At 73.2% G+C, this 22,632-nt stretch carries 21 protein-coding genes and 2 pseudogenes; 11 read left to right on the plus strand and 12 right to left on the minus strand.

What is annotated here, in order from left to right; all coding sequences use genetic code 11:
- Positions 1-37: 37 nt before the first annotated feature.
- The 4 genes and pseudogenes from ACIOC0_RS32225 to ACIOC0_RS32240 form a co-directional block, all read right to left on the minus strand.
- Positions 38-256: a hypothetical protein gene (locus ACIOC0_RS32225; RefSeq protein ID WP_352253522.1), complete on the minus strand. Its 219-nt coding sequence runs from the start codon at positions 254-256 to the stop codon at positions 38-40.
- Between the two features lie 26 nt (positions 257-282).
- On the minus strand, positions 283-1,716 hold the full coding sequence (locus tag ACIOC0_RS32230) for an amidase (RefSeq protein ID WP_402159272.1): 1,434 nt from the start codon (positions 1,714-1,716) through the stop codon (positions 283-285).
- Positions 1,717-1,858: 142 nt separating this feature from the next.
- Positions 1,859-2,397, minus strand: a pseudogene (locus ACIOC0_RS32235) (PucR family transcriptional regulator); the annotation flags it as partial.
- Positions 2,398-2,731: 334 nt separating this feature from the next.
- Positions 2,732-3,295: an NAD(P)H-dependent oxidoreductase gene (locus tag ACIOC0_RS32240; RefSeq protein WP_402159273.1), complete on the minus strand. Its 564-nt coding sequence runs from the start codon at positions 3,293-3,295 to the stop codon at positions 2,732-2,734.
- Positions 3,296-3,415: 120 nt separating this feature from the next.
- Between ACIOC0_RS32240 and ACIOC0_RS32245 the strand changes: the two genes are divergently transcribed.
- The 4 genes and pseudogenes from ACIOC0_RS32245 (at position 3,416) to ACIOC0_RS32260 (ending at position 6,920) form a co-directional block, all read left to right on the plus strand.
- Positions 3,416-4,066 (plus strand): TetR/AcrR family transcriptional regulator, encoded by a 651-nt coding sequence (locus tag ACIOC0_RS32245; protein WP_402159274.1) that lies wholly within the window; start codon positions 3,416-3,418, stop codon positions 4,064-4,066.
- Positions 4,067-4,163: 97 nt separating this feature from the next.
- The gene (locus tag ACIOC0_RS32250) at positions 4,164-5,198 is read left to right on the plus strand and encodes a LacI family DNA-binding transcriptional regulator (protein WP_402159275.1); all 1,035 of its coding nucleotides are present in this window, start codon (positions 4,164-4,166) and stop codon (positions 5,196-5,198) included.
- A gap of 70 nt (positions 5,199-5,268) precedes the next feature.
- A pseudogene (locus ACIOC0_RS32255) lies at positions 5,269-5,453 on the plus strand (4-hydroxybenzoate 3-monooxygenase); the annotation flags it as partial.
- Between the two features lie 30 nt (positions 5,454-5,483).
- The gene (locus ACIOC0_RS32260; protein WP_402159276.1) at positions 5,484-6,920 is read left to right on the plus strand and encodes an aldehyde dehydrogenase family protein; all 1,437 of its coding nucleotides are present in this window, start codon (positions 5,484-5,486) and stop codon (positions 6,918-6,920) included.
- Between the two features lie 73 nt (positions 6,921-6,993).
- Here the strand turns inward: ACIOC0_RS32260 and trxA are convergent, their stop codons facing one another.
- Entirely contained in the window at positions 6,994-7,374 is a 381-nt protein-coding gene (trxA, locus tag ACIOC0_RS32265; protein ID WP_356685148.1) for a thioredoxin, read from the minus strand.
- 143 nt (positions 7,375-7,517) lie between these two features.
- Here trxA and ACIOC0_RS32270 point away from each other — a divergent pair, with 143 nt between their 5' ends.
- Complete coding sequence (locus ACIOC0_RS32270; RefSeq protein ID WP_402159277.1) at positions 7,518-8,963, plus strand: dihydrolipoyl dehydrogenase family protein; 1,446 nt, start codon at positions 7,518-7,520, stop codon at positions 8,961-8,963.
- 45 nt (positions 8,964-9,008) lie between these two features.
- Here ACIOC0_RS32270 and ACIOC0_RS32275 read toward each other — a convergent pair whose 3' ends face one another.
- Positions 9,009-9,653, minus strand: coding sequence for a peptide deformylase (locus ACIOC0_RS32275; RefSeq protein WP_402159278.1), 645 nt, complete (start codon positions 9,651-9,653; stop codon positions 9,009-9,011).
- 172 nt (positions 9,654-9,825) lie between these two features.
- Here ACIOC0_RS32275 and ACIOC0_RS32280 point away from each other — a divergent pair, with 172 nt between their 5' ends.
- The gene (locus ACIOC0_RS32280) at positions 9,826-11,232 is read left to right on the plus strand and encodes a PepSY-associated TM helix domain-containing protein (protein WP_402159279.1); all 1,407 of its coding nucleotides are present in this window, start codon (positions 9,826-9,828) and stop codon (positions 11,230-11,232) included.
- 62 nt (positions 11,233-11,294) lie between these two features.
- Here the strand turns inward: ACIOC0_RS32280 and ACIOC0_RS32285 are convergent, their stop codons facing one another.
- From ACIOC0_RS32285 to ACIOC0_RS32300, 4 genes are all read right to left on the minus strand, one after another.
- The gene (locus ACIOC0_RS32285; RefSeq protein WP_351098429.1) at positions 11,295-11,666 is read right to left on the minus strand and encodes a tetratricopeptide repeat protein; all 372 of its coding nucleotides are present in this window, start codon (positions 11,664-11,666) and stop codon (positions 11,295-11,297) included.
- An 85-nt stretch (positions 11,667-11,751) separates the two neighbouring features.
- Positions 11,752-12,348 (minus strand): hypothetical protein, encoded by a 597-nt coding sequence (locus ACIOC0_RS32290; RefSeq protein ID WP_402159280.1) that lies wholly within the window; start codon positions 12,346-12,348, stop codon positions 11,752-11,754.
- A 126-nt stretch (positions 12,349-12,474) separates the two neighbouring features.
- Positions 12,475-13,866 (minus strand): C4-dicarboxylate transporter DctA, encoded by a 1,392-nt coding sequence (gene dctA, locus ACIOC0_RS32295; protein WP_402159281.1) that lies wholly within the window; start codon positions 13,864-13,866, stop codon positions 12,475-12,477.
- The gene (locus ACIOC0_RS32300; protein ID WP_402159282.1) at positions 13,863-14,981 is read right to left on the minus strand and encodes a PrpF domain-containing protein; all 1,119 of its coding nucleotides are present in this window, start codon (positions 14,979-14,981) and stop codon (positions 13,863-13,865) included. Before ACIOC0_RS32300 ends, dctA begins: the two co-directional genes overlap by 4 nt.
- 146 nt (positions 14,982-15,127) lie before the next feature.
- Between ACIOC0_RS32300 and ACIOC0_RS32305 the strand changes: the two genes are divergently transcribed.
- Entirely contained in the window at positions 15,128-16,033 is a 906-nt protein-coding gene (locus tag ACIOC0_RS32305; protein WP_402159283.1) for a LysR family transcriptional regulator, read from the plus strand.
- A gap of 150 nt (positions 16,034-16,183) precedes the next feature.
- A complete protein-coding gene (locus tag ACIOC0_RS32310) occupies positions 16,184-18,685 on the plus strand; it encodes a SpoIIE family protein phosphatase (protein ID WP_402159284.1) in 2,502 nt (833 codons plus the stop codon).
- Positions 18,686-18,709: 24 nt separating this feature from the next.
- Here the strand turns inward: ACIOC0_RS32310 and ACIOC0_RS32315 are convergent, their stop codons facing one another.
- Positions 18,710-19,279 carry a TetR/AcrR family transcriptional regulator gene (locus tag ACIOC0_RS32315; protein WP_402159285.1) on the minus strand — a complete coding sequence of 190 codons (570 nt, stop codon included), beginning with the start codon at positions 19,277-19,279 and terminating at the stop codon, positions 18,710-18,712.
- Positions 19,280-19,380: 101 nt separating this feature from the next.
- Between ACIOC0_RS32315 and ACIOC0_RS32320 the strand changes: the two genes are divergently transcribed.
- A complete protein-coding gene (locus ACIOC0_RS32320) occupies positions 19,381-20,247 on the plus strand; it encodes a hypothetical protein (protein ID WP_402159286.1) in 867 nt (288 codons plus the stop codon).
- Between the two features lie 48 nt (positions 20,248-20,295).
- Here ACIOC0_RS32320 and ACIOC0_RS32325 read toward each other — a convergent pair whose 3' ends face one another.
- On the minus strand, positions 20,296-20,634 hold the full coding sequence (locus tag ACIOC0_RS32325; RefSeq protein WP_402159287.1) for a winged helix-turn-helix transcriptional regulator: 339 nt from the start codon (positions 20,632-20,634) through the stop codon (positions 20,296-20,298).
- A 117-nt stretch (positions 20,635-20,751) separates the two neighbouring features.
- Between ACIOC0_RS32325 and ACIOC0_RS32330 the strand changes: the two genes are divergently transcribed.
- Both ACIOC0_RS32330 and ACIOC0_RS32335 read left to right on the plus strand, forming a co-directional pair.
- Positions 20,752-21,450 carry an alpha/beta fold hydrolase gene (locus tag ACIOC0_RS32330; protein ID WP_402159288.1) on the plus strand — a complete coding sequence of 233 codons (699 nt, stop codon included), beginning with the start codon at positions 20,752-20,754 and terminating at the stop codon, positions 21,448-21,450.
- A gap of 227 nt (positions 21,451-21,677) precedes the next feature.
- Complete coding sequence (locus ACIOC0_RS32335; protein ID WP_402159289.1) at positions 21,678-22,511, plus strand: PIG-L family deacetylase; 834 nt, start codon at positions 21,678-21,680, stop codon at positions 22,509-22,511.
- Positions 22,512-22,632: the final 121 nt, after the last annotated feature.

Genomic DNA, 22,632 nt, shown 5'->3' on the forward strand with positions numbered 1-22,632 from the left:
CTTGACGACCGCCTTGCCCGAACACGCCGCGCGCGGCTCAGCCGTCGTACGCCTGCGTCACGTAGACGGTCCTCGGCGGCAGATACTCCACGACCATCACCACCGTGCCCGGCGCGATGCGGCCGGCGCCGTTCGCCGGATGGGCGAGGAAGTGCTCGGCGCCGCCGCGCACCCGGACGATCACCTCGCCCACCAGGCCCGGCCCGACCGTCCCGGTGACCCGCCCCATCAGCCCGACCATCGACGCATCGTCCATACGGCCAGCGTACGGGCGGAACGTGGTCATCCGGCCGTGACGTCCACGGCCGGTTCCGGCTCCGGACGCGGCGGCCACAGCTCGTGCCAGCGCAGCTCCGCCTCCAACTGCGCGGCGAGCGACAGCAGCAGCGGCTCGCTGTTCGCCGGGCCGAGGAGTTGCGCCCCGACCGGCAGCCCGCCGGGCGTGAAGCCCGCCGGCACGTTCACGCCCGGCCAGCCCAGCACGTTCCACGGCCAGGCGTACGGGCACGCGGCGATCATCGCGCGGTCGGTGGCGAACCCGCTCAGTCGCGCCATGGCCCCGATCCGCGGCGGCGGCGCGGCGGTGGTCGGCGCGAGGACGACGTCGTACCCGTCGAAGAAGCCGCCGATACGGCGGTGCAGGACCGCCTCCGCGCGCCGCGCCGCCCGCAGCGGTGCGCCGCCGAGGAGCCGGCCCAGCCGGGCGGCGCCATGGGTGCGCCGGTCGAGCAGGGCGGGGAAGGGCGACTCGGTGACGAACTCGGCGATCCCCGCGGTCGCCCGCGGCACGAAGGCCAGCCCGATCTGCCCGTACGGCGGGTCGGCCTCCTCGACGACGTGACCCAACCCCGCCAGTTTCTCGGCCAGTTCGACGACGCGGGCGCGGACCTCGGGGAGCAGCCGGGCCGGCACCGCGGTGAACGGCGGCTTCAGCGCGAGCGCGACGCGCAGCCGGCCGGGGTCGCGGCCCACCGCGGCGAAGGCCTCGACGGCGGGCGGCCGGTGCGGGTCGCGCTCGTGGTTGCCGCTTGCCGCGTCCAGGAGGAGGGCCGCGTCGGCCACGGTCCGGGCCAGGGTGCCGTTGACGGTGATGCCCTGGAACGACTCGCCGCGCGGCCAGGTGGAGATGCGCCCGCGCTGCGGTTTGACGCCGACGAGATGGGTCCAGGAGGCCGGGATGCGGACCGAGCCCGCCCCGTCCGAGCCGAGCGCGGCCGGTACCAGTCCCGCCGCCACGGCCGCCGCCGAACCGCCGGAGGAGCCGCCCGGGGTGTGCCCGGTGCTCCACGGGTTGCGGGTCGCGCCGAAGGCCGGGCCCTCGGTGAACGGCCACTGCCCGAGCTCACAGGTGTTGGTCTTGCCGACGATGACCGCGCCGGCCGCGCGTAGCCGCCGTACCGCCTCTCCGTCCTCGGCGACCGCCGGGTGCTCGCCCCGGCAGCCGAAGGCGGTCGGCTCGCCCGCCACGTCCATGTCGTCCTTCACCGCGACCGGCACCCCGAGCAGCGGTTTGCGCACTCCGTCGGCCAACTCCCGGTCGGCCGCCTCGGCTTCGGCGAGCGCGGCCTTGGTGCGGACGATCCGGAACGCGTTCAGGGTGTCCTGGGTGGCCTCGATCCTGGCGAGCGCCCGCTCGACCAGCGTGCCGGACGACAGCTCTCCCGCGGCCAGCGCGCGGGCGGTCTCCACCAGACCTGCGGAACGGTCGAGCGTCATTGCGGGACACCTCCGGGAGCGCGTTGTCTACCGAACGGTAACGTCTGCCGGTGGGAGGCGGAACGTCCCACGCGGTGTCGACGCGGCCGGGACCCCGCCCCGTTCCGGGTGAGCGGCCGGGAGGAACCGGCCCGCGGCTGTCCGCGCCTGGCGCTCCCGCCTCCAACGCCTTCACATCGGGCGGGGTCTCGGCGCCGGGCGCCGCGAGGTCGGCTCGCGGGGCGAGCCCGCCCAGCTCATCGGCGTACGCCACCCGTGGGCCGGGATCCTGCGGTGTGCCCTCCGCGGTGAAGCGCAGCAGTGCGGTGCGGGCGGCCGTCACGAGCGGGGCAGGTCGAGCACGGCGACGGCCGGGCCGGCACCCGCGCGCCCCGTGGACGCCACCGGCCCACCGGCCGTGGCGGGCAGCACGCGGGGCCGCCCGTCGGGCGTGGCCGGCGCACGGGCCGGCGCGACGGGGTCGAGACCGAGCGCACGGGCCGCGCGCAGCCGGGCGGCGTCGGACGCCGTCGCGTCCAGGAGCGTCTCGACCAGCGCCGGGTCGTCCAGCGGAGCCCGGCCGCGAGTATGGTCCAGGACGAGCCGGATCGCGCCGGCGGCCCGCTCCAGGATCACGGTGTCGACGACTCCGGGCGCCGCCCCGGTCCGCTCCAGCCGGAGCGCCGGCGACCCGCCCGGCGTCGAACGGCGGCGGGATGGACGTCATGGCTTCCACACGACACGCGCCGCGTCGCACGGACACGCGCCGCCTCATGGACGCACGCGTCGGTTCACGCGGCTCACGGCCCCGACGGCCGGTGCCGCCGGTGGCTCTCCGCGACCCGTCATTCGCCCGGGGCCGCCCGCCGCGCCGCCGCCGTCCGGCGGGAGCTGCCCGCCTTCCGGCGGGTGACCGCGCGGGCCGCCGCAGCGGCGCCACCGGATACGGCCTGGAGGCGTTCCCCGTCACCGGAAACGGGAAAGGGCCCGGAGACGTTCCCGGGCCCCTCCACGGCTGTGCCGCGCCTCACGCCGTTCAGGCGGCCGCGACCTCGCCCGCGTGACCGTGCAGACGGGCGACGACCTCGGTCAGCTGCGCGGCGACCTCGGCGTCGTCCGCAGGGTGGGTCTGCGCGAAGCGGGTCAGCGAGCCGGGGATGGAGAGCTTGAGGTCCTCGATGACCCGGGCGCCGGCGATGCCCACGGCCTTGCGGGCCTCGTCCTGCGCCCAGACGCCGCCGAACTGGCCGAAGGCGGTGCCGACCACGGCGGCGGGCTTGCCGGCGAAGGCGCCGGCGCCGTAGGGGCGGGACAGCCAGTCGATCGCGTTCTTCAGGACGGCCGGGATGGTGCCGTTGTACTCCGGCGAGAAGAGCAGGAAGGCGTCGGCGGCCTGGGCGGCCTCACGCAGCTTCGCGGCCGCGGCGGGGACACTGCCCTCGACGTCGATGTCCTCGTTGTAGAAGGGGATCTCGGCCAGGCCCTCGTAGAGCTCGACCTCGGCGCCCTCGGGGGCGAGCTTGGCGGCCGCCTCGGCGAGCTGGCGGTTGGTCGAACCGGCGCGGAGGCTGCCGACGAGCGCGAGGATACGAACAGACATGACTGACTCTCCCAGAGGCTGAAACATTGCCGTAACGATCCGGACCGGGGTCCGTTTATCGTTGTACCACCCTAACCGGACCGTGGTCCAGTTTCATCCCCGGTGCTTTACGCTGAGTTCATGTCCGCCGCTCTCACCCCCTTCCCGAGTCCCGAGGAGATCACCGGCGAGCCCGAGCTGCTGCAGCTCGGACCGGCCGAGGACGAGCCCTGTCTGCGCGCCGACGCGGCCCGCAACCGGGCCCGGCTGCTGGATGCGGCCGCCCGCCTCATCGCCGAGCACGGCGCCGCCGCGGTGACCATGGAGGCCGTGGCCGCCGCGGCGAACGTCGGCAAGGGAACCGTCTTCCGGCGATTCGGCGACCGGACCGGACTCCTGACGGCGCTCCTGGACCACTCCGAGAGGAAGTTCCAGGCCGCCTTCCTCGCCGGCCCCCCGCCGCTGGGCCCCGGCGCGCCGCCCGTGGAGCGGCTGCGCGCGTTCGGCGTGGCCATGCTGCGGCGCGCCGCCGACGAGCTGGACCTCCAGCTGGCCGCCGAGCCGGGCGCGGAGCGCAGGTACTCGGTGGGGGTGCGCCGTCTGCACCACGGACATGTCGTGCTGCTGCTCAGGCAGGCCGTCCCGGGCGCCGACGCCGAACTCCTCGCCCACACGCTGCTGGGCTACCTCAACCCGGTCCTGATCCACCACCTGACCCGCCAGTGCGCGATGTCGCAGGAGCGGCTGGAGGCCGGCTGGAGCGACCTGGTCGACCGGGTCACCGGAAGCTGACCGTACGTCAGATGCCTTCCCTCCGTGGGGAGTCCGGCGGGACCCATGCGGACCCGCCGGGTCGCGGAGTGACCGCTTCTGTCAAAATGCGCTCGTCATGGTGCAATTACCGAACACGCCCGTGCCGGGATCGCCGGCGCCGGGCTCCGTACCCACGAGCGCCGACGTGGCCCGTCTGGCCGGCGTCTCCCGCGCGACCGTCTCCTACGTGCTGAACAACACCAGCGCCGTACGGATCAGCGAACCCACCCGCCGCCGCGTCCACCAGGCCGCCAAGGACCTCGGGTACGTGCCGCACGCGGCCGCCCGCAGTCTGCGCGCGGGGCACAGCCGCATGGTCCTCATGCCCGCCCCGCCCGTACCGGCGGGCCCCCTCTACAGCCAGTTCGTGCACGACTTCCAGGGCGCGCTGAGCCGCCTGGACTACATCGTCGTGCAGTACGGCGCCGGCGGGCTGCGCGGCGACGACGCCGCCCGCGCCTGGGCCGAGCTGCGGCCGGTCGCCGTCCTGGTGCCGGGCCCCGGGCTCGGTCCCGAGGGCGTGGCCGTGCTCAAGCGCTCCGGCGCCCGGGCCGTCGTCACCGTCGGCTCCGAGGCCGTCGACGGCGCCCACGCGCTGCTGCTGGACCACGCGGGCGTCGGCCGCAGCGCCGCCCGGCACCTCTACGCCCGCGGCCGACGCCGCATCGGCGTGGTCGTCCCCCGGGAACGCCGCCTGGAGATGTTCTCCCGGCCCCGCCTCCGCGGCGCCCGCGAGGCGCTCGACGGCACCGACGCCACCGTGGTCGAGCTGCCCCTCGCGTACACCGAGGAGTCCGCGGCGGCGCTCGCCGCCCGCTGGTCCGCCCTCGGGATCGACGGGGTGTACGCCTACAACGACGAGTACGCCATGCTGCTGATGCGCGCCCTTCAGGACGAGGGCGTACGCGTCCCCGAGGACACGGCGGTCATCGGCGCCGACGACCTGATGCTCGGCCGGCTGCTGCGCCCCCGGCTCAGCACCGTCCGGATCGCGCTGCCCTCCGGAGGCGATCTCGCCGAGCTGGTCGACCGGGCCGTCCGCAACCCCGGTGTGGCGCCCGAGTCGCACGAACTGTTCGAGGCCACGGTGGTGCACCGCGACTCCACCTGATCCACGGACAACCCGCAGGTGCGGGGTTCGACTTCGGTCGCGGAAACGGCCGTCGACGCGACCACGCCCCTGTCCGGAACGCGTACGGCAGGCAACGCGCTTCTCCCGCGCATGACTAGGATGTTGCGCGCTCAACCAATTAGGGATGCGTTCGACCACCGGATGCAGCTCGCACGGCTGCGCCGGATCACCTCATCCCGCCATGCGGCCGCCGAACCGGCGGCGAACGACACGGGACTTCAGCTCCCCGAGTGAGTCCCGCGGGTCACTGATCGGAGAGCCCTCATGCCGTTGCTCGACCCCACGTCCTGGCAGCCCCGCTCGCTGTCCGGCCCTCGGCACACCGTCACCGAGCCCGCCACCGGCGACGCCCTCGGCACGGTCGTCCTGGCCGACGCCGCGGACGTCGCCCCGGCCACCGAGGCCGCGCGCGCCGCCCAGGCCGAGTGGGCCCGTCTGCCGCACTTCGTCCGCGCCGGCGTGCTGCGCAAGGCAGGCGACCTGTTCACGGCGCACGCCGGGGAACTGCGCGAGTGGATCGTGCGCGAGTCCGGATCCGTCCCCGGCAAGGCCGACTTCGAGCTCCACGTCGCCGCCCAGGAGTGCTACGAGGCCGCCGCCCTCGCCTCCCGCCCGGCCGGCCAGGTGCTGCCCAGCGAGGCGCCCCGGCTGTCGTACACCCGGCGGGTCCCGGTCGGCGTCGTCGGCGTGATATCCCCGTTCAACGCGCCGCTGATCCTGTCCATCCGCTCCGTCGCGCCCGCCCTCGCGCTCGGCAACGCCGTCGTGCTCAAGCCCGACCCGCGTACCGCCGTCTGCGGCGGCCTCTCCCTGGCCGCCGTCTTCGCCGAGGCGGGACTGCCCGAAGGGCTGCTGCACGTCCTGCCCGGCGGCGCGGAGGCCGGCGCGGCCCTGGTCGCCGACCCGCTCGTCCCGGTGATCTCCTTCACCGGCTCCACCGCGGCCGGCCGCGTGGTCGGCGAGGCCGCCGGCCGCCACCTCAAGCGCGCCCACCTCGAACTCGGCGGCAACTCCGCCCTGGTCGTGCTGGAGGACGCCGACCTCGACGCGGTGATCTCCACCGCCGCCTGGGGCTCCTTCTTCCACCAGGGCCAGATCTGCATGACCACCGGCCGCCACCTCGTGCACGCCTCGCTCTACGAGGAGTACGTCGAACGGCTCGCCGCGAAGGCGGAGTCGCTCGCCGTCGGCGACCCGCACCGCGCGCACGTCCACCTCGGTCCGCTCATCGACGACGGCCAACTCGCCAAGGTCCACGGCCTGGTGGAGGCCAGCACCGCCGCCGGCGCCAAGCTCGCCGCAGGCGGCACGCACGAAGAACGCTTCTACCGCCCGACCGTCCTCGCCGGCGTCGGCGACCACACCCCCGCCTATGCGGAGGAGGTCTTCGGCCCCGTCGCCCCGGTGCGCGCCTTCAGCACCCCCGACGAGGCCGCCACCCTGGCCGCGGCCAGTTCCTACGGACTCTCCCTCGGCATCGTCACCAGGGACGCCGCCCGCGGACTCGACCTCGCCGAGCGCATACCCACCGGCATCGTCCACATCAACGACCAGACCGTGAACGACGAGGCCGTCGCGCCCTTCGGCGGGATCGCCGCCTCCGGCACCGGCGCCCGCTTCGGCGGCGAGGCCAACCTGGAGGCCTTCACCGACGTGCGCTGGACGACGGTACGCGGCGACGTGGCGCCGTACCCCTTCTAGAGACGACGCGCCAGTAGGCGGCGCGGGCGCGGGGCGGCCGCCGCACCCTTCGCGAGGGGCGGCCGTCCCGAAGTCACTGACCTTCGGGAGCGGCCTGCTGCTCCTCGATCGACTTGCGGACCTCGTCCATGTCCAGCTCACGGGCCTGCCCGATGACGTCCGTGAGGGCGGCCTCGGGCAGCGCGCCCGGCTGCGCGAACACCGCGACCCGGTCCCGGACGATCATCAGCGTCGGGATCGACTGGATGCCGAACGCCGCTGCCAGCTCCGGCTGCGCCTCGGTGTCCACCTTGCCGAACACCAGGTCCGGATTGTCCTCGGCGGCCTGCTCGTAGACCGGCGCGAACTGACGGCACGGCCCGCACCAGGTCGCCCAGAAGTCGATCAGGACGAAGTCGTTCTCCAGGACCGTCTGGTCGAAGTTCTCCTTGGTGAGCTCCACGGTGCTGCTCATGGCGTGTTACCTCTTCCCGGTGTCTTCTGCCAGGGTGCGTCCTGACATGGGGTGAAGCCGCCCGCACAACGCGGCCGGCCGGTCGGATATTCCGCGCCCCTACCCGTGTGGCCACCTCGCACACCACCCACCAGACTGACCCCATGACGGAAACGGAAACCAACCTGTACGACGTGGTTGTGCTCGGGGCCGGGCCCGTGGGGGAGAACGTCGCCGACCGCACCCGCGCGGCCGGCCTCACCACCGCGGTCGTCGAGAGCGAACTCGTCGGCGGCGAGTGCTCGTACTGGGCCTGTATGCCCAGCAAGGCCCTGCTGCGACCGGTCATCGCCCGCGCCGACGCCCGCCGCGTGCCCGGCCTGGCCCACCTGGTGCACGGCCCCCTCGACACCGCGGCGGTCCTCGCCCACCGCGACCACAAGACCTCCGGCTGGAACGACGACGGCCAGGTCGCCTGGCTGGACGGCATCGGCGCCGACCTCCACCGCGGACACGGCCGCCTCTCCGGAGAACGCACGGTCACGGTCACCGCGCCCGACGGCGGTGAGCGGACCCTGACCGCCCGGCACGCCGTCGCGGTGTGCACCGGCACACGCGCCCAGCTGCCCCCACTGCCCGGTCTCGCGGACGTCCGGCCCTGGACCAGCAGGGAGGCCACCAGCGCCAAGACCGCGCCCGCCCGCCTGATCGTCGTCGGCGGCTCCGTCGTCGCCGTCGAGATGGCCACCGCCTGGCGCGCCCTCGGCTCCGAGGTCACCGTCCTGGTCCGCGGCAAGGGCCTGCTGCCCCGCATGGAGCCCTTCGCGGGCGAGCTGGTCGCCGAGGCGCTCACCGAAGCCGGCGTCGACCTGCGCACGGGCACCTCGGTGGAGTCGGTCACCCGGCAGGACGGCGTCGTCGTCGCCGTCACCGACCAGGGAGACCGCTTCGAGGCCGAGGAGATCCTCTTCGCGACCGGCCGCGCCCCGCGCACCGACGACCTCGGCCTCGACACGGTCGGCCTGGAACCCGGCTCCTGGCTGTCCGTCGACGACAGCCTGCGCGTCACCGGCACCGATTGGCTCTACGCCGTCGGCGACGTCAACCACCGCGCCCTCCTCACCCACCAGGGCAAGTACCAGGCCCGGATCGCCGGCGCCGCCATCGCGGCCCGCGCCGGCGGAGCGCCCGCCCCCGGATCCGGCCAGGACGGCGAACCGTGGGGACCGCACACCGCCACCGCCGACCACCACGCCGTACCGCAGGTCGTCTTCACCGACCCCGAGGCCGCCGCGGTGGGCCTCTCGCTCGCCGAGGCCGAACAGGCGGGCCACCGCGTCCGCGCCGTCGACGTCGAGTTCTCCTCCGTGGCCGGGGCGGGCCTGTACGCCGACGGCTACAAAGGCCGCGCCCGCATGGTCGTCGACCTGGAACGGGAGATCCTGCGCGGGGTGACCTTCGTCGGGCCCGGCGTCGGCGAACTGATCCACTCGGCCACGGTCGCGGTCGCCGGAGAGGTCCCCCTCTCCCGGCTGTGGCACGCCGTCCCGTCCTACCCGACGATCAGCGAGGTGTGGCTGCGCCTGCTGGAGGCCTTCCGGGACGCCTGAGCTCCCCTGACGGGGTCTCAGGGCAGGTCTTCAGTGGACGGGGCTTCAGGGCAGGTCGAAGCCCAGCTCCCGCGCCGCCTTCTCCGGCGTGGGCTGCGCCCAGCGCTCCAGCACCGCCTGGTTGGCGGCGAGCGAGCGCGGCTCGGCCCGGTCGAGGTAGAGCACGCCGTCGAGGTGGTCCGTCTCGTGCTGGACGATACGGGCGGGCCACCCGCCGAACACCTCGTCCAGGGGCCGGCCGGTCTCGTCCGCGCCCGTCAGCCGCACCTCGGCGGGCCGGGCCACCACCGCCTGCCAGCCCGGCACGCTCAGACAGCCCTCGAAGAACGCGGCGCGAACGCTCCCGACCGGCTCGTACGACGGATTGACCAGCACCCGGAACGGCTGCGGCACCCGGCCCCGGGCCGCCCGCACCGCCTCGGGCACCGGCGCCGGATCCTCGATCACCGCGATCCGCAGCCCCACCCCCACCTGCGGCGCGGCCAGACCCACCCCGGGCGCCGCGTGCATGGTGATGCGCAGCGCCTCCACGAAGCGGGCCAGCAACGCGGGGCCCAACTGGCCGTCGTAGCGCTCGGCGCCGGCGCGCAGGACCGGGTCGCCGGCCGCGACGATGGGCAACGGGCCTCCGTGGGCGAGGAGTTCCTCGACCCGCTCGGCAAGGGGGGCGCGGGGACTGGGAGAGGCCATCACACCAGCATGCCACGGCTCGACTCCCATGTGACGCAGATCACTTCGACTTGCGGGAACTCTGCACGGCCCCGGCCCGACCACTGGTTACGTCACGGCCGACGGCGTACCTGCCGATCGCCTCGCCGACCGTGCCCTCGAAGTTCTACTCGACCCCCGGAGAAACCCGCCGATGTCCACCGCACCCCCGCACACCACGGACGAGGCCCCGCAGTCCTCGGCGCCCACATCCACAGCCAAGTCCCGTGGACCGTGGGCCCCGTTGCGCCCCCTGGTGCTCCGACTGCACTTCTACGCCGGTGTGTTCGTCGCCCCCTTTCTGCTCGTCGCCGCCGTCACCGGCTTCCTGTACGCGGGCGCGTTCCAGGCCGAGAAGTTCGTCTACGCCCACGAGTTGACCGTGCCGGCTGCCGGTGGGACCGAGCGGCCGATCTCCGAGCAGGTGGCCGCCGCCCGCAAGGCGTACCCCGAGGGCACGGTCACGGCGGTGCGGCCCTCCCCGGAGGACGACGCCACCACCCGCGTCATGCTCTCCGGCGTCGAGGGCGTCGCCGCCCCCCACACCTTCGCCGTGTTCGTCGACCCCTACACCGCCGAGGTGCGCGGCGGCCTCGAACAGTACGGCTCGACCGGTGCGCTGCCGCTGCGCACCTGGATCGACGAGTTCCATCGCGACCTGCACCTCGGTGAGAACGGCCGCCTCTACAGCGAGTTCGCCGCCAGCTGGCTGTGGGTGATCGCGGGCGGCGGCCTCGTGCTGTGGTTCTCCCGCCGCCGCGCCCTGCGCAAGGTCCGCGGCACGAGCGGCCGTCGCCGCACCCTTGGCCTGCACGGCACGGTCGGCGTGTGGACCGCGGCCGGCTTCCTCTTCCTGTCGGCCACCGGTCTGACCTGGTCGCAGTACGCGGGCACGAGCATCGACGACCTGCGCTCCTCGCTCGGCGGCGCCACCCCGTCCATCTCGGCGACGGCGAGCGGCGGCGACCACGCCGGCCACGACGCCGCCGGCGGAGACGGCGGGAACGGCGAGCACGGCGTCGGCCTCGACAAGGTCCTGGCCGCCGCCCGCGCCGAGGGCCTGGGCGACCCGGTGGAGATCGTGCCGCCCGCGGACGCCGGGTCGGCGTACGTCGTCAAGCAGGTGCAGCGCAGCTGGCCCACGAAGCAGGACGCTGTCGCGATCGACCCGTCCACCGGCGAGGTCACCGACGTGCTGCGGTTCGACGACCATCCGGTCCTCGCCAAGCTGACGCGCTGGGGCATCGACCTGCACACCGGGGTGCTGTTCGGCCTGGTCAACCAGATCGCCCTGATGCTGCTCGCACTGGCGCTGATCCTGCTCATCTTCTGGGGCTACCGCATGTGGTGGCAGCGCGGCCGCGGCAACTCCTTCGGTCGGCCGATCCCGCGCGGCGCGTGGGCGCAGGTCCCGCCGTACGTCCTCGTCCCGCTGATGGCGGTGATCGCCGCGCTCGGCTACTTCGTGCCGCTGCTCGGGATACCGCTGGCCGCGTTCCTCGTCGTGGACGTCGTCCTCGGCGAGATCGCGCACCGGCGGGGGCGGCGAACGGCGGTCTGAGGAGCCCGCACACGTGTGGCGGCCCGGCGGTGGAGGTCACCGCCGGGCCGCCCTCGTGTATGTCAGACTTCCGGGAAGTCGCCCGCCATCGCCGAGGCGAGACGCAGATGCGGTCGCGCTTCCGCGTGCCGCCCCTGGCGCTCCAGGGTGCGGCCCAGCATCAGCCGCGCGTACCCCTCCACCGGGTCGCGCTCGACGATGACCCGCAACTCGGTCTCGGCGCGGCGCAGTTGGGCCGAGTGGTAGTAGGCGCGGGCCAGCAGCAGCCGCGGCCCGGTCTGCTCCGGCGCCTCCTCGACGAGCCCCGCGAGGACGCGCGCTGCGGCGGTGTACTCCTTCGCCGCGAAGAACAACTGCGCCCGCTCCCACCGCTCGGCCGGCGTCCCGTGGGCGTAGTACGCGGAGTCGTACGCCGCCTCGTATGTCGTGTCCACTCGTGACCTCCTTCGCGGCCGACAACCAGGACCGGCGGTGCGGTATTCCGTCGCCTCCGCTCGACGCGCGGAGGCGGTGCGCCCGTCAGCCGTCCGGCGCGCCGACCGCCGGCGGACGGACCTCCAGGACGATGGCGCCGGCGGCCGCCGTTCGGTCTTCGTGCATGGTGATCTCCTGGCCGACGTGGACGTCCGTCCACAGCGAGGGCGTCAGAGGGACGATGCGGACCGTGGCCCGCTCGCCGAGTTCCAGGAAGGGCGTGTGCTCCACCCAGAGACGGCCGATGCACAGCGACGCCTCCCCGGTGGGCAGCCGGCATCCGATGTCCCACATGGGCCGCAGGACGCCGGGGCCGGGGACGGGCCCCTTGCGGAACGTCGAGCCGGCCGGCCGGAGCGTCAGCTCCGCTCGCACCACACCGTGACGTGTCTCGGAGCAGCGCCAATGGCACCAGGCCGCACTCCGCTCCAGCCGGAGTTGCTCGGCCGCTTCGGCGAGCGAACGCCAGAAGGCCGGCGGCTGCGGGCGGTCGTCCCCGAGTTCCTTCAGCAGACCGAGGGCGATCTCCCACTCGTCGTGAGCGAGGTAGTCCCAGACGTCGCTCACCGTGATCGCGTTCGCGGTGGCGGCCCCCTCCGGGACCAGAAGGCCGGCCGCTTCGAGCAGTTCGGGTACGTCCATGCCGTCATGGTGACCGATGGCACCGGTCGGCCGTGCGGCGGCCGGGCAGCGGTGAACCCCTGCCTCCTGCGTGCGGCGGGCCGGCCCGGAGCGTGCGCTCCCGGCCGGCCCGCCCGCGGGGGGACGTCAACTCGCCGCGGGGACCGGGTCGAGGGCCGGCGTGGGCGCCGTCTTCGGGCCGGGCTCGGACGTCGCCGCGGAAGGGGCGGGGGCGTAGGGGATCTCCCCACGCAGGACGGCCTTCGCGCGGTCCTCGTCGAGCTCGCCCTCCCAGCGGGCGACGGCCAGGGTGGCGACGCCGTTGCCGACCAGGCTGGTCAGGGCGCGGGCCTCGGACATGAACCGGTCGATGCCGAAGATCAACGCGAGGGCGGCGACCGGGACATGGGGGACGGCGCTGAGGGTGGCGGCCAGGGCGATGAAGCCGGAGCCGGTGACGCCCGCGGCGCCCTTGGAGGTGAGCAGCATGACGGCGAGCATGGTCAGCTGCTGTGTGAGGCCGAGGTCGATGCCGAGGGCCTGGGCGAGGAAGACCGAGCCCATGGTCAGGTAGATGGCGGTGCCGTCGAGGTTGAAGGAGTACCCGGCGGGCAGCGTGATGCCGACGACCGGCTTCGACGCGCCCGCGTGCTGGAGCTTGGCCATCATGCGCGGCAGGACCGGCTCGGTGGAGGAGGTGCCCAGGACGATCAGCAGCTCCTCCTTGATGTACCGCAGGAAGGGCAGCAGCCGCAGCCCGTTCAGGCGCATCACCGTCCCGAGGACGACCAGGACGAAGAAGAGCGCGGTGAGCCAGAACGAGCCCACCAGCAGGGCCAGATGGCGCAGGGTGCCCAGGCCGTAGTTGCCGATGGTGAACGCCATCGAGCCGAACGCGCCGACGGGGGCCAGCCGCATGACCCAGCGGATCAGGGTGAACAGGACCGTGGAGAACTTCTCGACGCCCCCGGCGATGCCCAGCCCGGCTTCCCCGCTCGCGTGCAGGCCGAAGCCGAACAGCACCGACACCAGCAGCACCGGCAGGATCTCGTTGCCGGTCAGGGCGCTGACCAGGGTGTCGGGGACGATGCCGAGGAGGAACCCGGCGAAGCCCTCGTGCGTCGCGGTCGCCTCCGGCGGCAGGCCCTTCGTCGACAGGGTCGACAGGTCGATGTGCAGACCGCTGCCCGGCTTGACGACGTTGACGACGACCAGGCCGATCACCATGGCCACCGTGGTCAGCACCTCGAAGTAGACCAGGGCCTTCAGGCCCACGCGGCCGACCGCGCGGGCGTCGCCCATGGAGGCGATGCCGTGGACGACCGTGCAGAAGACGACCGGCGCGATGAACATCTTCACCAGCGCGATGAACCCGTCGCCGAGCGGCTTGAGTTCGGTGCCGACGGACGGCCACAGCCAGCCCACGACGGCGCCGAGGAGAACGGCGACCAGACATTGCACGTAGAGGTGGGACAGCGTCCGGCGGACACGGCCGGGCGGTGCGGTGACGGTACCCGGGGCGGCTTCGTTGCGGCTCATGCGGGGCGTCCTTCCAGAACGGGGACGAGGAGTTCGGCTCGGGCGATACGCCGGGCGGCGCGGTGCAGCAGCACCGTGGGGGACGCGCTCCCGGGCGCGGGCACGGCGCGGGTGGTGATCACGCCGGCGGGGGTGCCCAGTCGCAGCGTGCCGTCGGCGGTCTGCCGGGCGACGCGGTGGGCGAGGGTGCCGGGGGTGGCGGCTGCCGTGGCCAGGGCCACGGCGGAGGTCAGGCCGATCGCCGGGTGCGGGGCGTGCATGGAGACCATGCGGACGGCCAGGTCGTACTCGTCCTGGTCGACGAGTGTGCCTTGTGACGTGCGATAGGGGGCGGGGCGGGCCACGACGCCCACCTTGGGCACCGCGTGACTGACCGGATCGCCCGCGCGGGCCAGACCCATGGCCAGCGCCGCCCGGCGGCGCAGCAGGGTCAGGGCGGGGACGGCGGGGGCGAACGCGGTGACGGACTCCGTGCCGTCGAGGCCGAACGCCTTGGCCTCGAACAGCGCGGCCGGCGCGCCGGCGTCCACCAGGGACGCCTCGACGGGACCCGCCGGGCCGGTCAGCTCGTCCAGCGCCCGGCCGGTCGGCAGGGCCCGCCCGGTCGTCGATCCCGCCGGGTCCTGGAACCCGAGCAGCACCGGCACGCCCGGTGCCGAGGTGCCCGGCACCACGGCCGTGCCCTCCTCCGGGGCCACGCCGGCGGGCGTGGGGATCGTGCCGGTGAGGCGGGCGCCGGTGTTGACGTTGAGCATGCGGACGGTGGTCGTGTCCGACGTGATCGGCACCAGACCGTGATGGACGGCGTACAGCGCCACGGCACTGGCGCAGTTGCCGCAGTTGCTGGCCCACTCCACGCGCTCGTCGCCGATGCCGACCTGCGCGAAGGCGTACTCGACGTCGACGCCGGGCCGCGTCGACTCCTGTACGACGGCGGCCTTGGACGTGGTGGACGAGGCGCCGCCCACTCCGTCGATCTGGCGGGGGTCGGCGGCGTTGAACGCGGCGAGCAGGAGGGGGTCGACGTCCACGCCCGTGGCGGCCACGTCGCCGTGCTCGAAGATCCAGCACTTGCTGGTTCCTCCGCGGATCATCTCGCCCAGCAGACGCAGCACAACCGACTCCTCACGGACGTGGAAAAGGGGGGTCCACCGACGGTCTCGCCGTGCGGGGTTCCTCCACGGTGGGTGACGGCAGCGTGAAGTACAATCTCGGAAATCTGCATGGCTATTAAGCTGCGGTGAACGCTGGAGGGGGTCACATGCTCGACGTCCGACGCATCCTGCTCTTCACGGAGGTCGCCCGGCGGGGCTCGGTCACCGCGACGGCCCGCGCCCTCAGCTACACCCCGTCAGCGGTGTCGCAGCAGATCAGCCGCCTGGAGGCGGAGGCGGGGCAGCCCCTCCTCGAACGCCACGCCAGGGGCGTCACCCTCACAGACGCCGGGCGCGCGCTGGCCGAACGGGGGCAGCGGATCGAACGTGAACTGCGGGCCGCGGAGAACGAACTCGCCGACTTCGCCGGCCTGCGCGCGGGCACCCTGCGCATCGGCACGTTCCCCACCGTCGGCGCCTCGCTCCTCCCGCAGGCCGTGATCGCCTTCCGGGGCGCCCACCCCGACGTACGGCTGACCGTCCGCAGTGCCCGCATCGCCGGGCTCTGGACGATGCTGGAGAACCGTGAGATCGAGATGTCGCTGATGTGGGACTACGACTGGAGCCGCATCGACCGCGAGGACATCGCCATCACCCCGCTCCTCGACGACCCGCCGGCCCTGCTCGTCGCCGACCGCCATCCCCTCGCCGGCCTCGACTCCGCCTCGCTCGCCGACTTCGCTCACGATCCCTGGATCACCCGCGCCGACCGCCATCCGGTGGCCGAAGCCCTCGTCCGGGGCTGCCGCGCCGCCGGCTTCGAGCCCCACATCGCCTACGAGGCCCACGACTACCAGGAAGCCCAGGCCATGGTCGCCGCCGGCATCGGCGTCGCCCTGGCGCCGACCCTCGCCCTGGACGGCACCCGCCCCGGCGTCACCGCCCTGCCCCTCCAGCCCCCCGCCCCCGTCCGCCGCATCCTCCTGGTCCGCATGTCCGACCACTCCCTCACCCCGGCCGCCCGCACCTTCACCGCCCTCCTCCACGAGGCGGCCGCGACCCGGAAGGCATGAGGAAGCCGCGATGGCTTGATCACGGCGCACCCAAAAGGGGCGGTACTAGTCTGTTTGTGTTCATATCGTGGTCAGATCGCGTGATCCGTGCACAGCAGCTCGGCAGGGCATCAGCAGGGCAGCCCGGATCCGCGACCGGCAGGAGGCGAGATGCCCGCCGACGAGGAGCTGTCCGGGGCGCGGACGCTGAGCCTGGCTCTGCGGCAGGCGACGGCGTGCGTGGACGGGCTGGGCGCGCTGGCGCACCGGCGCGGTGCCGACCGGCTGCGGCTGGTGGCCGTCAGCGGGCTCGATGCTTCGAGCGTCGAGGAGTGGGCGGAGCTGCGGCTGGACGATCGGGCCGCACCCGCGCGTGCGGTGCGCGGCGACGCGTACGTCTGGACGGCCGGGGACAGCGCGATCGCCGGGGCTCACGGCACGGTCGCGCTGCCGCTGCCCGGTCCCGACGGGCCGGTCGGGGCGCTGTCCGTCCTCACGGCGGGGCCCGTGGGACCGGACCCGACGCAGCGCTCCCTCCTGCGGACCCTCACGACGTGGACCGCCGCGCGCCTGGAGCCCTTCCCCGTCCTCGGCACGCCCGATGGCATGCCCGAGGGTCTGCTGACGGTCGACGACGACTGGCGGATCGTCTTCGCCGACGAAGGAGCCGAACGACTGCTCGGCGACGGATGCGCGCCGCTGACCGGCACCGTCCTGTGGAAGGGGCCGGCGGGCCGCCTGCCCGGACTGGAGGGACCGTGCCGGCGGGCTGTCGCCGAGGGGCAGCCGGTCGGTTTCCTCGCCCACTCGCCGGCCGATCAGCGTCTCCACCAGGTGCGGCTGATCCCCGCGTCCGGGGGCGGCGGCCTGGCGATCCACCTGTCCGACGTCACGACCCCCACGGTGGACGCCTTCGGGAGCCCGGCCGCCGAGGCCGCCGGGAGAGGCCCGTCCGAGCGTCCCGTCCGGATGAGCGAGGTCACCGCCGCTCTGGCCAAGGCCGTCACCGCCGCGGACGTGGTGCGGGTCGTCGAGGAGCGTGTCCTGCCCGCCCTGGGTGCCGACGGACTCCTCGTGCAGGCCCTCGACGAGGACCGGCTGCGCCTGATCGGCTGCGTCGGCTACCCCCAGAGCTTCATCGACGTGGTCGGCACACGGCTCTCCCCCTTGGCCGCCAGCCCCGCGGTCGCCGCCGTGCTCCGCACCGGCACACCCCGCTTCGTCGAATCCCCGGCCGAGTACCTCCGGCTCTACCCTGAGGCCAAGTTCCTCGCGGACGCGTCGCCCAAGAACGCATGGGTCTTCGCGCCCCTGATCGCCTCGGGACGTCCCATCGGATGCTGCGTCATCTCGTTCACTCAGCAGCGTTCCTTCAGCGACGAGGAGCGGAACCTGATCCTGGCCCTGAGCGGACTGCTCGCCCAAGCCCTGGAACGGGCCCGCCTTTACGACGTGGAACACGCACGCGCGCAGGAACTCCAACGCGGCCTGCTGCCCAGGGCGTTGCCCCGCCTGCCCGCCGTCCTCGCCGCGGCCCGGTATCTGCCCGCCGGCAAGGGCGAGAAGGTGGGCGGCGACTGGTACGACGTGATCCCGCTGTCCGCCGAGCGCGTCGCCATGGTGATCGGCGACGTCATGGGACACGGCATCACCGAGGCCGCCACCATGGGCCGCCTCCGCACCGCCGTACGCACCCTCGCCGACCTGGAGATGCCCCCCGACGAACTCCTCTACCACCTCAACGAGTTGACGAGCGACCTCGGCGAGGACTGCTACATCACCTGCCTGTACGCCGTGTTCGACCCCGTCACCCGTACCTGCTCGTTCTCCCTGGCCGGCCACCCCCCGCCGGTCATCGTCGCCCCCGACGGCGCGGTGCGCTGCCCCGAACTCGCGGCCGACCCGCCACTGGGCGCGGCTGTGCCCCCGTTCAAGCTCCACGAACTGCGCCTGCCGGAGGAGAGCCTGCTGGTCTTCTACACCGACGGACTGGTCGAATCGCGCACTCGCGACATCGACCGGGGCCTGGCCCAACTCCAGCGGACCCTTGCGCACGCGGTGACGCGAACGACGTACTTCCCGGACGAACCCGCCGGACCGGCCGGGCACCGCGGCGACCCGGCGGAGCGGCGTCTGGAACGTCTGTGCGATCTCGTCATCTCGGCCCTGCTGCCCGACACGGAGCAGACCAGCGACGACACGGCGCTGCTCATCGCCCACACCCGCCCGACCGCCCCCGAGGACGTCGCGTCCTGGAACCTTCCGGAACATCCCTCCGCCGCCGGACAGGCCCGGGAGTACGCCCGCAAACAGCTCGCCCTCTGGGGGCTGGACGACTGCCTGATGGCCACCGAACTGATCGTCAGCGAGCTGGTCGGCAACGTCATCAGACACGGCAGGGGACCCATCCGCCTGCGGCTGCTGCGCAGCAGTTCCCTGGTCTGCGAGGTCTACGACGGCAGCCTCACCACGCCCCGCATACGACGCGCGACGTTCACCGACGAAGGCGGACGCGGCCTGCAGTTGGTGGCCGCCCTCTCCCAGCGCTGGGGCGCCCGCTACCTCCACGACGGCAAGTGCATCTGGACGGAACAGGAACTGCCGGAGCCCGGACCGCCCGCCCCGGCCTCGTCGGAACCGGCGGAAGCCGGCATGCCGGCCCCGGGTGCCTGATGACCAAGAACAGCCCCGGCCGGTTCAACGCGTCGGGGGCTTCCCGGCACTCCCGAACATCTCGTCCGTCAGCGCCCGGAAGGCATCCTCCGGGTCCCGCCCGTCCAGGGAGCCGTCCAGGTTGCGGGAGAGCAGCAGTGTCGCGAAGCCGTGGGCCATCGACCAGGCGGCCATGAAACCGACGGCAGGGTCGTCGGCGTAGCCCTCCACCGCCGCACGGAGCCGGCTTCGCGTCCGCTCGCGCGCCGCGAGGAGCTCGGGGTCGTCCGCGCGCAGGAGCTCCGGACGGAACATGACCTGGAAGTGCGCCGGATGGGCGGTGGCGAAGTGCACGTACCGCACGCCCAGACCGCGCAGGTCCTCCGCCTCGCCGAGCGCCGCGGACAGCAGGCCGTAGCCCTCGGCCGCGATGGCGGTGAGCAGGCCCGCGCGGTCCTTGAAGTGGTGCGCGGGCGCGGCGTGGGAAACGCCCGCGCGGCGTGCCAGGTCGCGCAGGGACAGGGCCGCCGGCCCTTCGGCGGAGATGACGTCGAGGGCCGCGGTGAGCACGGCCCGTCGCAGGTCGCCGTGATGGTAGGCGCGTTCAGCGGTCATGCCCAGCAGGTTACGCGCAATCTAGACGTTGACAAGTTCGGTCGCCGAAGGGAATCTAGTCGGTGTCAAGATGTGAGGTTCACGGGAAGAGGGATCGCCACATGAGCAACGACGACGGACGCGTACGGCAGATGTGGCACCTCCTGGAGCCTCTGCACGCGGTCCTGTATTACGCCCCCGAGGTCCTCGAGGAGGTGACGGCGCTCGGTTACGACACCGCCGAGCGCTGGCCGAGCTACTTCGCCCTGCGGGCGGCGCCGCTCGGGGCGCCCGGAGCCCGTCAAGTGACCTCGGTCTTCTACAGTTTCAGCCCCCGCATGGTCGCCGAGCACATCCCGGCCGCCTGGGACGTCGCCGCACCGGACAAGGTGCTCGCGGCCCGGACGCGTGGCGTCGACCGGGCGTACCGTGCGCTCCTCGGTGAGCGGACGGACAGTCCCGATCTCGCCGAGGCGGCCGCGCTCGCCCGCCGGGCGGCCGAGGCCGCGCACACCGAAGGCCGCCCGCTCGCCGCCGCCAACGCCGAGCTGCCCTGGCCCCAGGAGCCTCACCTCGTGCTGTGGCAGGCCGCGACGATCCTGCGGGAGCACCGGGGTGACGGCCATCTCGCCGCCCTGCTGACCGCGAGGCTCGACCCGGTGGAGGCGCTGGTGTCCTTCGCCGCGATCGGCGCGGCGCCGGCCGAGGTCTTCGCGAGCCGCGGCTGGAGCGCGCACGAGTGGGCGGCCGCCCGTGAACGGCTCGTAGCGCGGCGGCTGTTGGACGCCGACGACGGCGCGACCGATGCGGGCCGCGCCCTGCGCGCCGAGGTCGAGCGCCGCACCGACGAACTGGCCGCCGCCCCCTGGCGCGCGCTCGGTACCGATGGCACCGTGCGGCTCGCCGACCTCCTCGGCCCGCTGTGGCTGGAGGTCCTCGGCTCGGGAATGCTGCCTCGCGAGACCACGCTCGGCATCGGAAAGATCTGACGCCTTCCGCGGGCGGGCAACTGACCGTGGCGTTCCGTCAGGCCACGTTCAGCGGTTGTCGTAGGCCGTGCGGGCGGCGTCGATGTGCGGCAGGTGCGTGATGCTCCATTCGAGCAGCGGCGCGGTGGCCTCGCGCAAGCTCTGGCCCATCGCGGTCAGTTCGTAGCTGACGTGCGGCGGCATGACGTTGCGGACCGTGCGCGTCAGGATCCCGTCGCGTTCGAGGTCGCGCAGCGTCACGGTGAGCATGCGCTGGCTGATGCCGTCGATGGCCCGCTTGAGCTCGGTGAAGCGCAACGGCCCGTCCTTGAGCATGCGCACGATCAGCAGCGCCCACTTGTCCCCGACGATGCCGAGGACTTCACGGGCCTGGCACGGGTCCTGCACGGTTACCTCCTGAGAACCGGGGCACCGGAATGTGCCGTATTGCCCGGGGCGCGTCGCGGGGATCACGATGTTCGCGGTTACCGAAGAGTACCGAGGCACGAGGAGGAACCCCCGACCATGGCCACGTTTCTACTGGTACACGGCGCCTGGCACAACGGGCGAAGCTGGGACCGGGTGGTCCCGCTGCTGGAGGCGGCCGGGCACCGGGTGCTCGCGCCGTCGCTGACCGGCTACGGCGACAAGGCGCACCTGCTGAGCCCCGAGGTCGGGCTCGGCACCCACATCGACGACGTCGCCGGCCTGATCGAGGACGAGCACCTCGACGACGTCGTGCTCGTCGGGCACAGCTACGCCGGGATGGTCATCTCGGGAGTCGCCAACCGGGTCCCGAAGCGGATCGCGCATCTGGTGTTCCTCGACGCGATGGTCCCCGAGGACGGCGAGAGCGCTGCCGACGTCCTCCCTGTCACCGAGCAGCTCATCGACCTTGCCGTGGACGGCTGGCGGGTTCCGCCGATGCCCGAGCAGCCGCCGCCGCTCGGCTTGTTCGGCGTCACCGATCCCGACGACCTGGCCTGGTTGCGCTCGATGCTGTCGGACCAGCCGGTGCGGTGCCTGAGGGAGCCGGTCCTGCTGGACGACCCGGCCGCGCGCACGATCCCGCGCACTCACATCCACTGCCTCGAGGGCCGGCCGGCGGACATCACCCGGCGTCCCGTACCGGCAGGCGAACGGGTACGCGAGCTGCCGACCGGCCACGACTGCATGATCACCATGCCCGTCGAGCTCACCGCGCTGCTGCTGGAGACTGCCTAGAGGCCGCACACATGGGTGATCAGGAGTACCTGCGCCGGTGCTCGATTCCACCCCGGCGGCGGGAACAGTCGGCCAGGTCCGCACGGTTGTAGGGAGCGGGGGACCGGTGCCGTATGGGCGGGCCATACGGAGAACACACGGCCGTGTGCCCATGGAAGGATCCGCACCCCGGGATCGCGGAACGCCCGCCCTCGCACCGACAAGTATTTCTGCAGGAGGACTGTTTCATGACTGACCGGCCTTTGACGCTCATGGCAGTGCACGCCCACCCCGACGACGAGGCCACCGGAACGGGAGGGGTCCTGGCGCGGTATGCGGCGGAAGGCATCCGGACGGTTCTCGTGACGTGTACCGACGGCGCTTGCGGTGACGGACCGGGGGGTGTCAAGCCGGGCGATCCCGGGCACGATCCGGAGGCCGTCGCGTTGATGAGGCGTCAGGAGCTCGAGGCGAGCTGTGAGGTCCTGAAGATCAGCGATCTGGAGACGCTGGACTACGCCGACTCCGGGATGATGGGCTGGCCGAGCAACGACGCCCCCGGGTCCTTCTGGCGGACCCCCGTGGAGGAGGGCGCCGCCCGACTCGCGGAACTCATGCGGCACTACCAGCCCGATGTGGTCGTCACCTACGACGAGAACGGTTTCTACGGCCACCCCGACCACATCCAGGCCCACCGCATCACGATGGCGGCACTGGAGATGACCGAGCTGACACCCAAGGTGTACTGGACGACGGCGCCCCGCTCCGGAATGCAGCGGTTCGGGGAGATCATGCGCGAGTTCCAGCCCGACATGCCGGAGCCGGACCCCGCCGACGCCGCCGCGATGGCCGAGATCGGCCTTCCCGACGACGAGATCACCACGTGGGTGGACACCACCGCGTTCAGCGACCAGAAGTTCGACGCGCTGGCCGCGCACGCCAGTCAGGGCGAGAACATCTTCTTCCTCAAGATGGGCAAGGAGAGGTTCGGCGAGTTGATGGGCGTGGAGACCTTCGTACGCGTCCAGGACGCCACCGGCGCGGCCGTACCCGAGAACGACCTCTTCGCCGGACTGCGCTGACCCCCCAGGGTCGTCCTCTCGAAGTCGGACGACGGCAGGCGCGACACCTGTCGTGCGCGCCTGCCGCATTGCGGCCTTTCAGCCCCGCGGCGCCGGAGTCAGGGCTCACCTTCGCGACCTC

This window comes from Streptomyces sp. NPDC088254, assembly GCF_044740925.1.
Classification (GTDB): domain Bacteria; phylum Actinomycetota; class Actinomycetes; order Streptomycetales; family Streptomycetaceae; genus Streptomyces.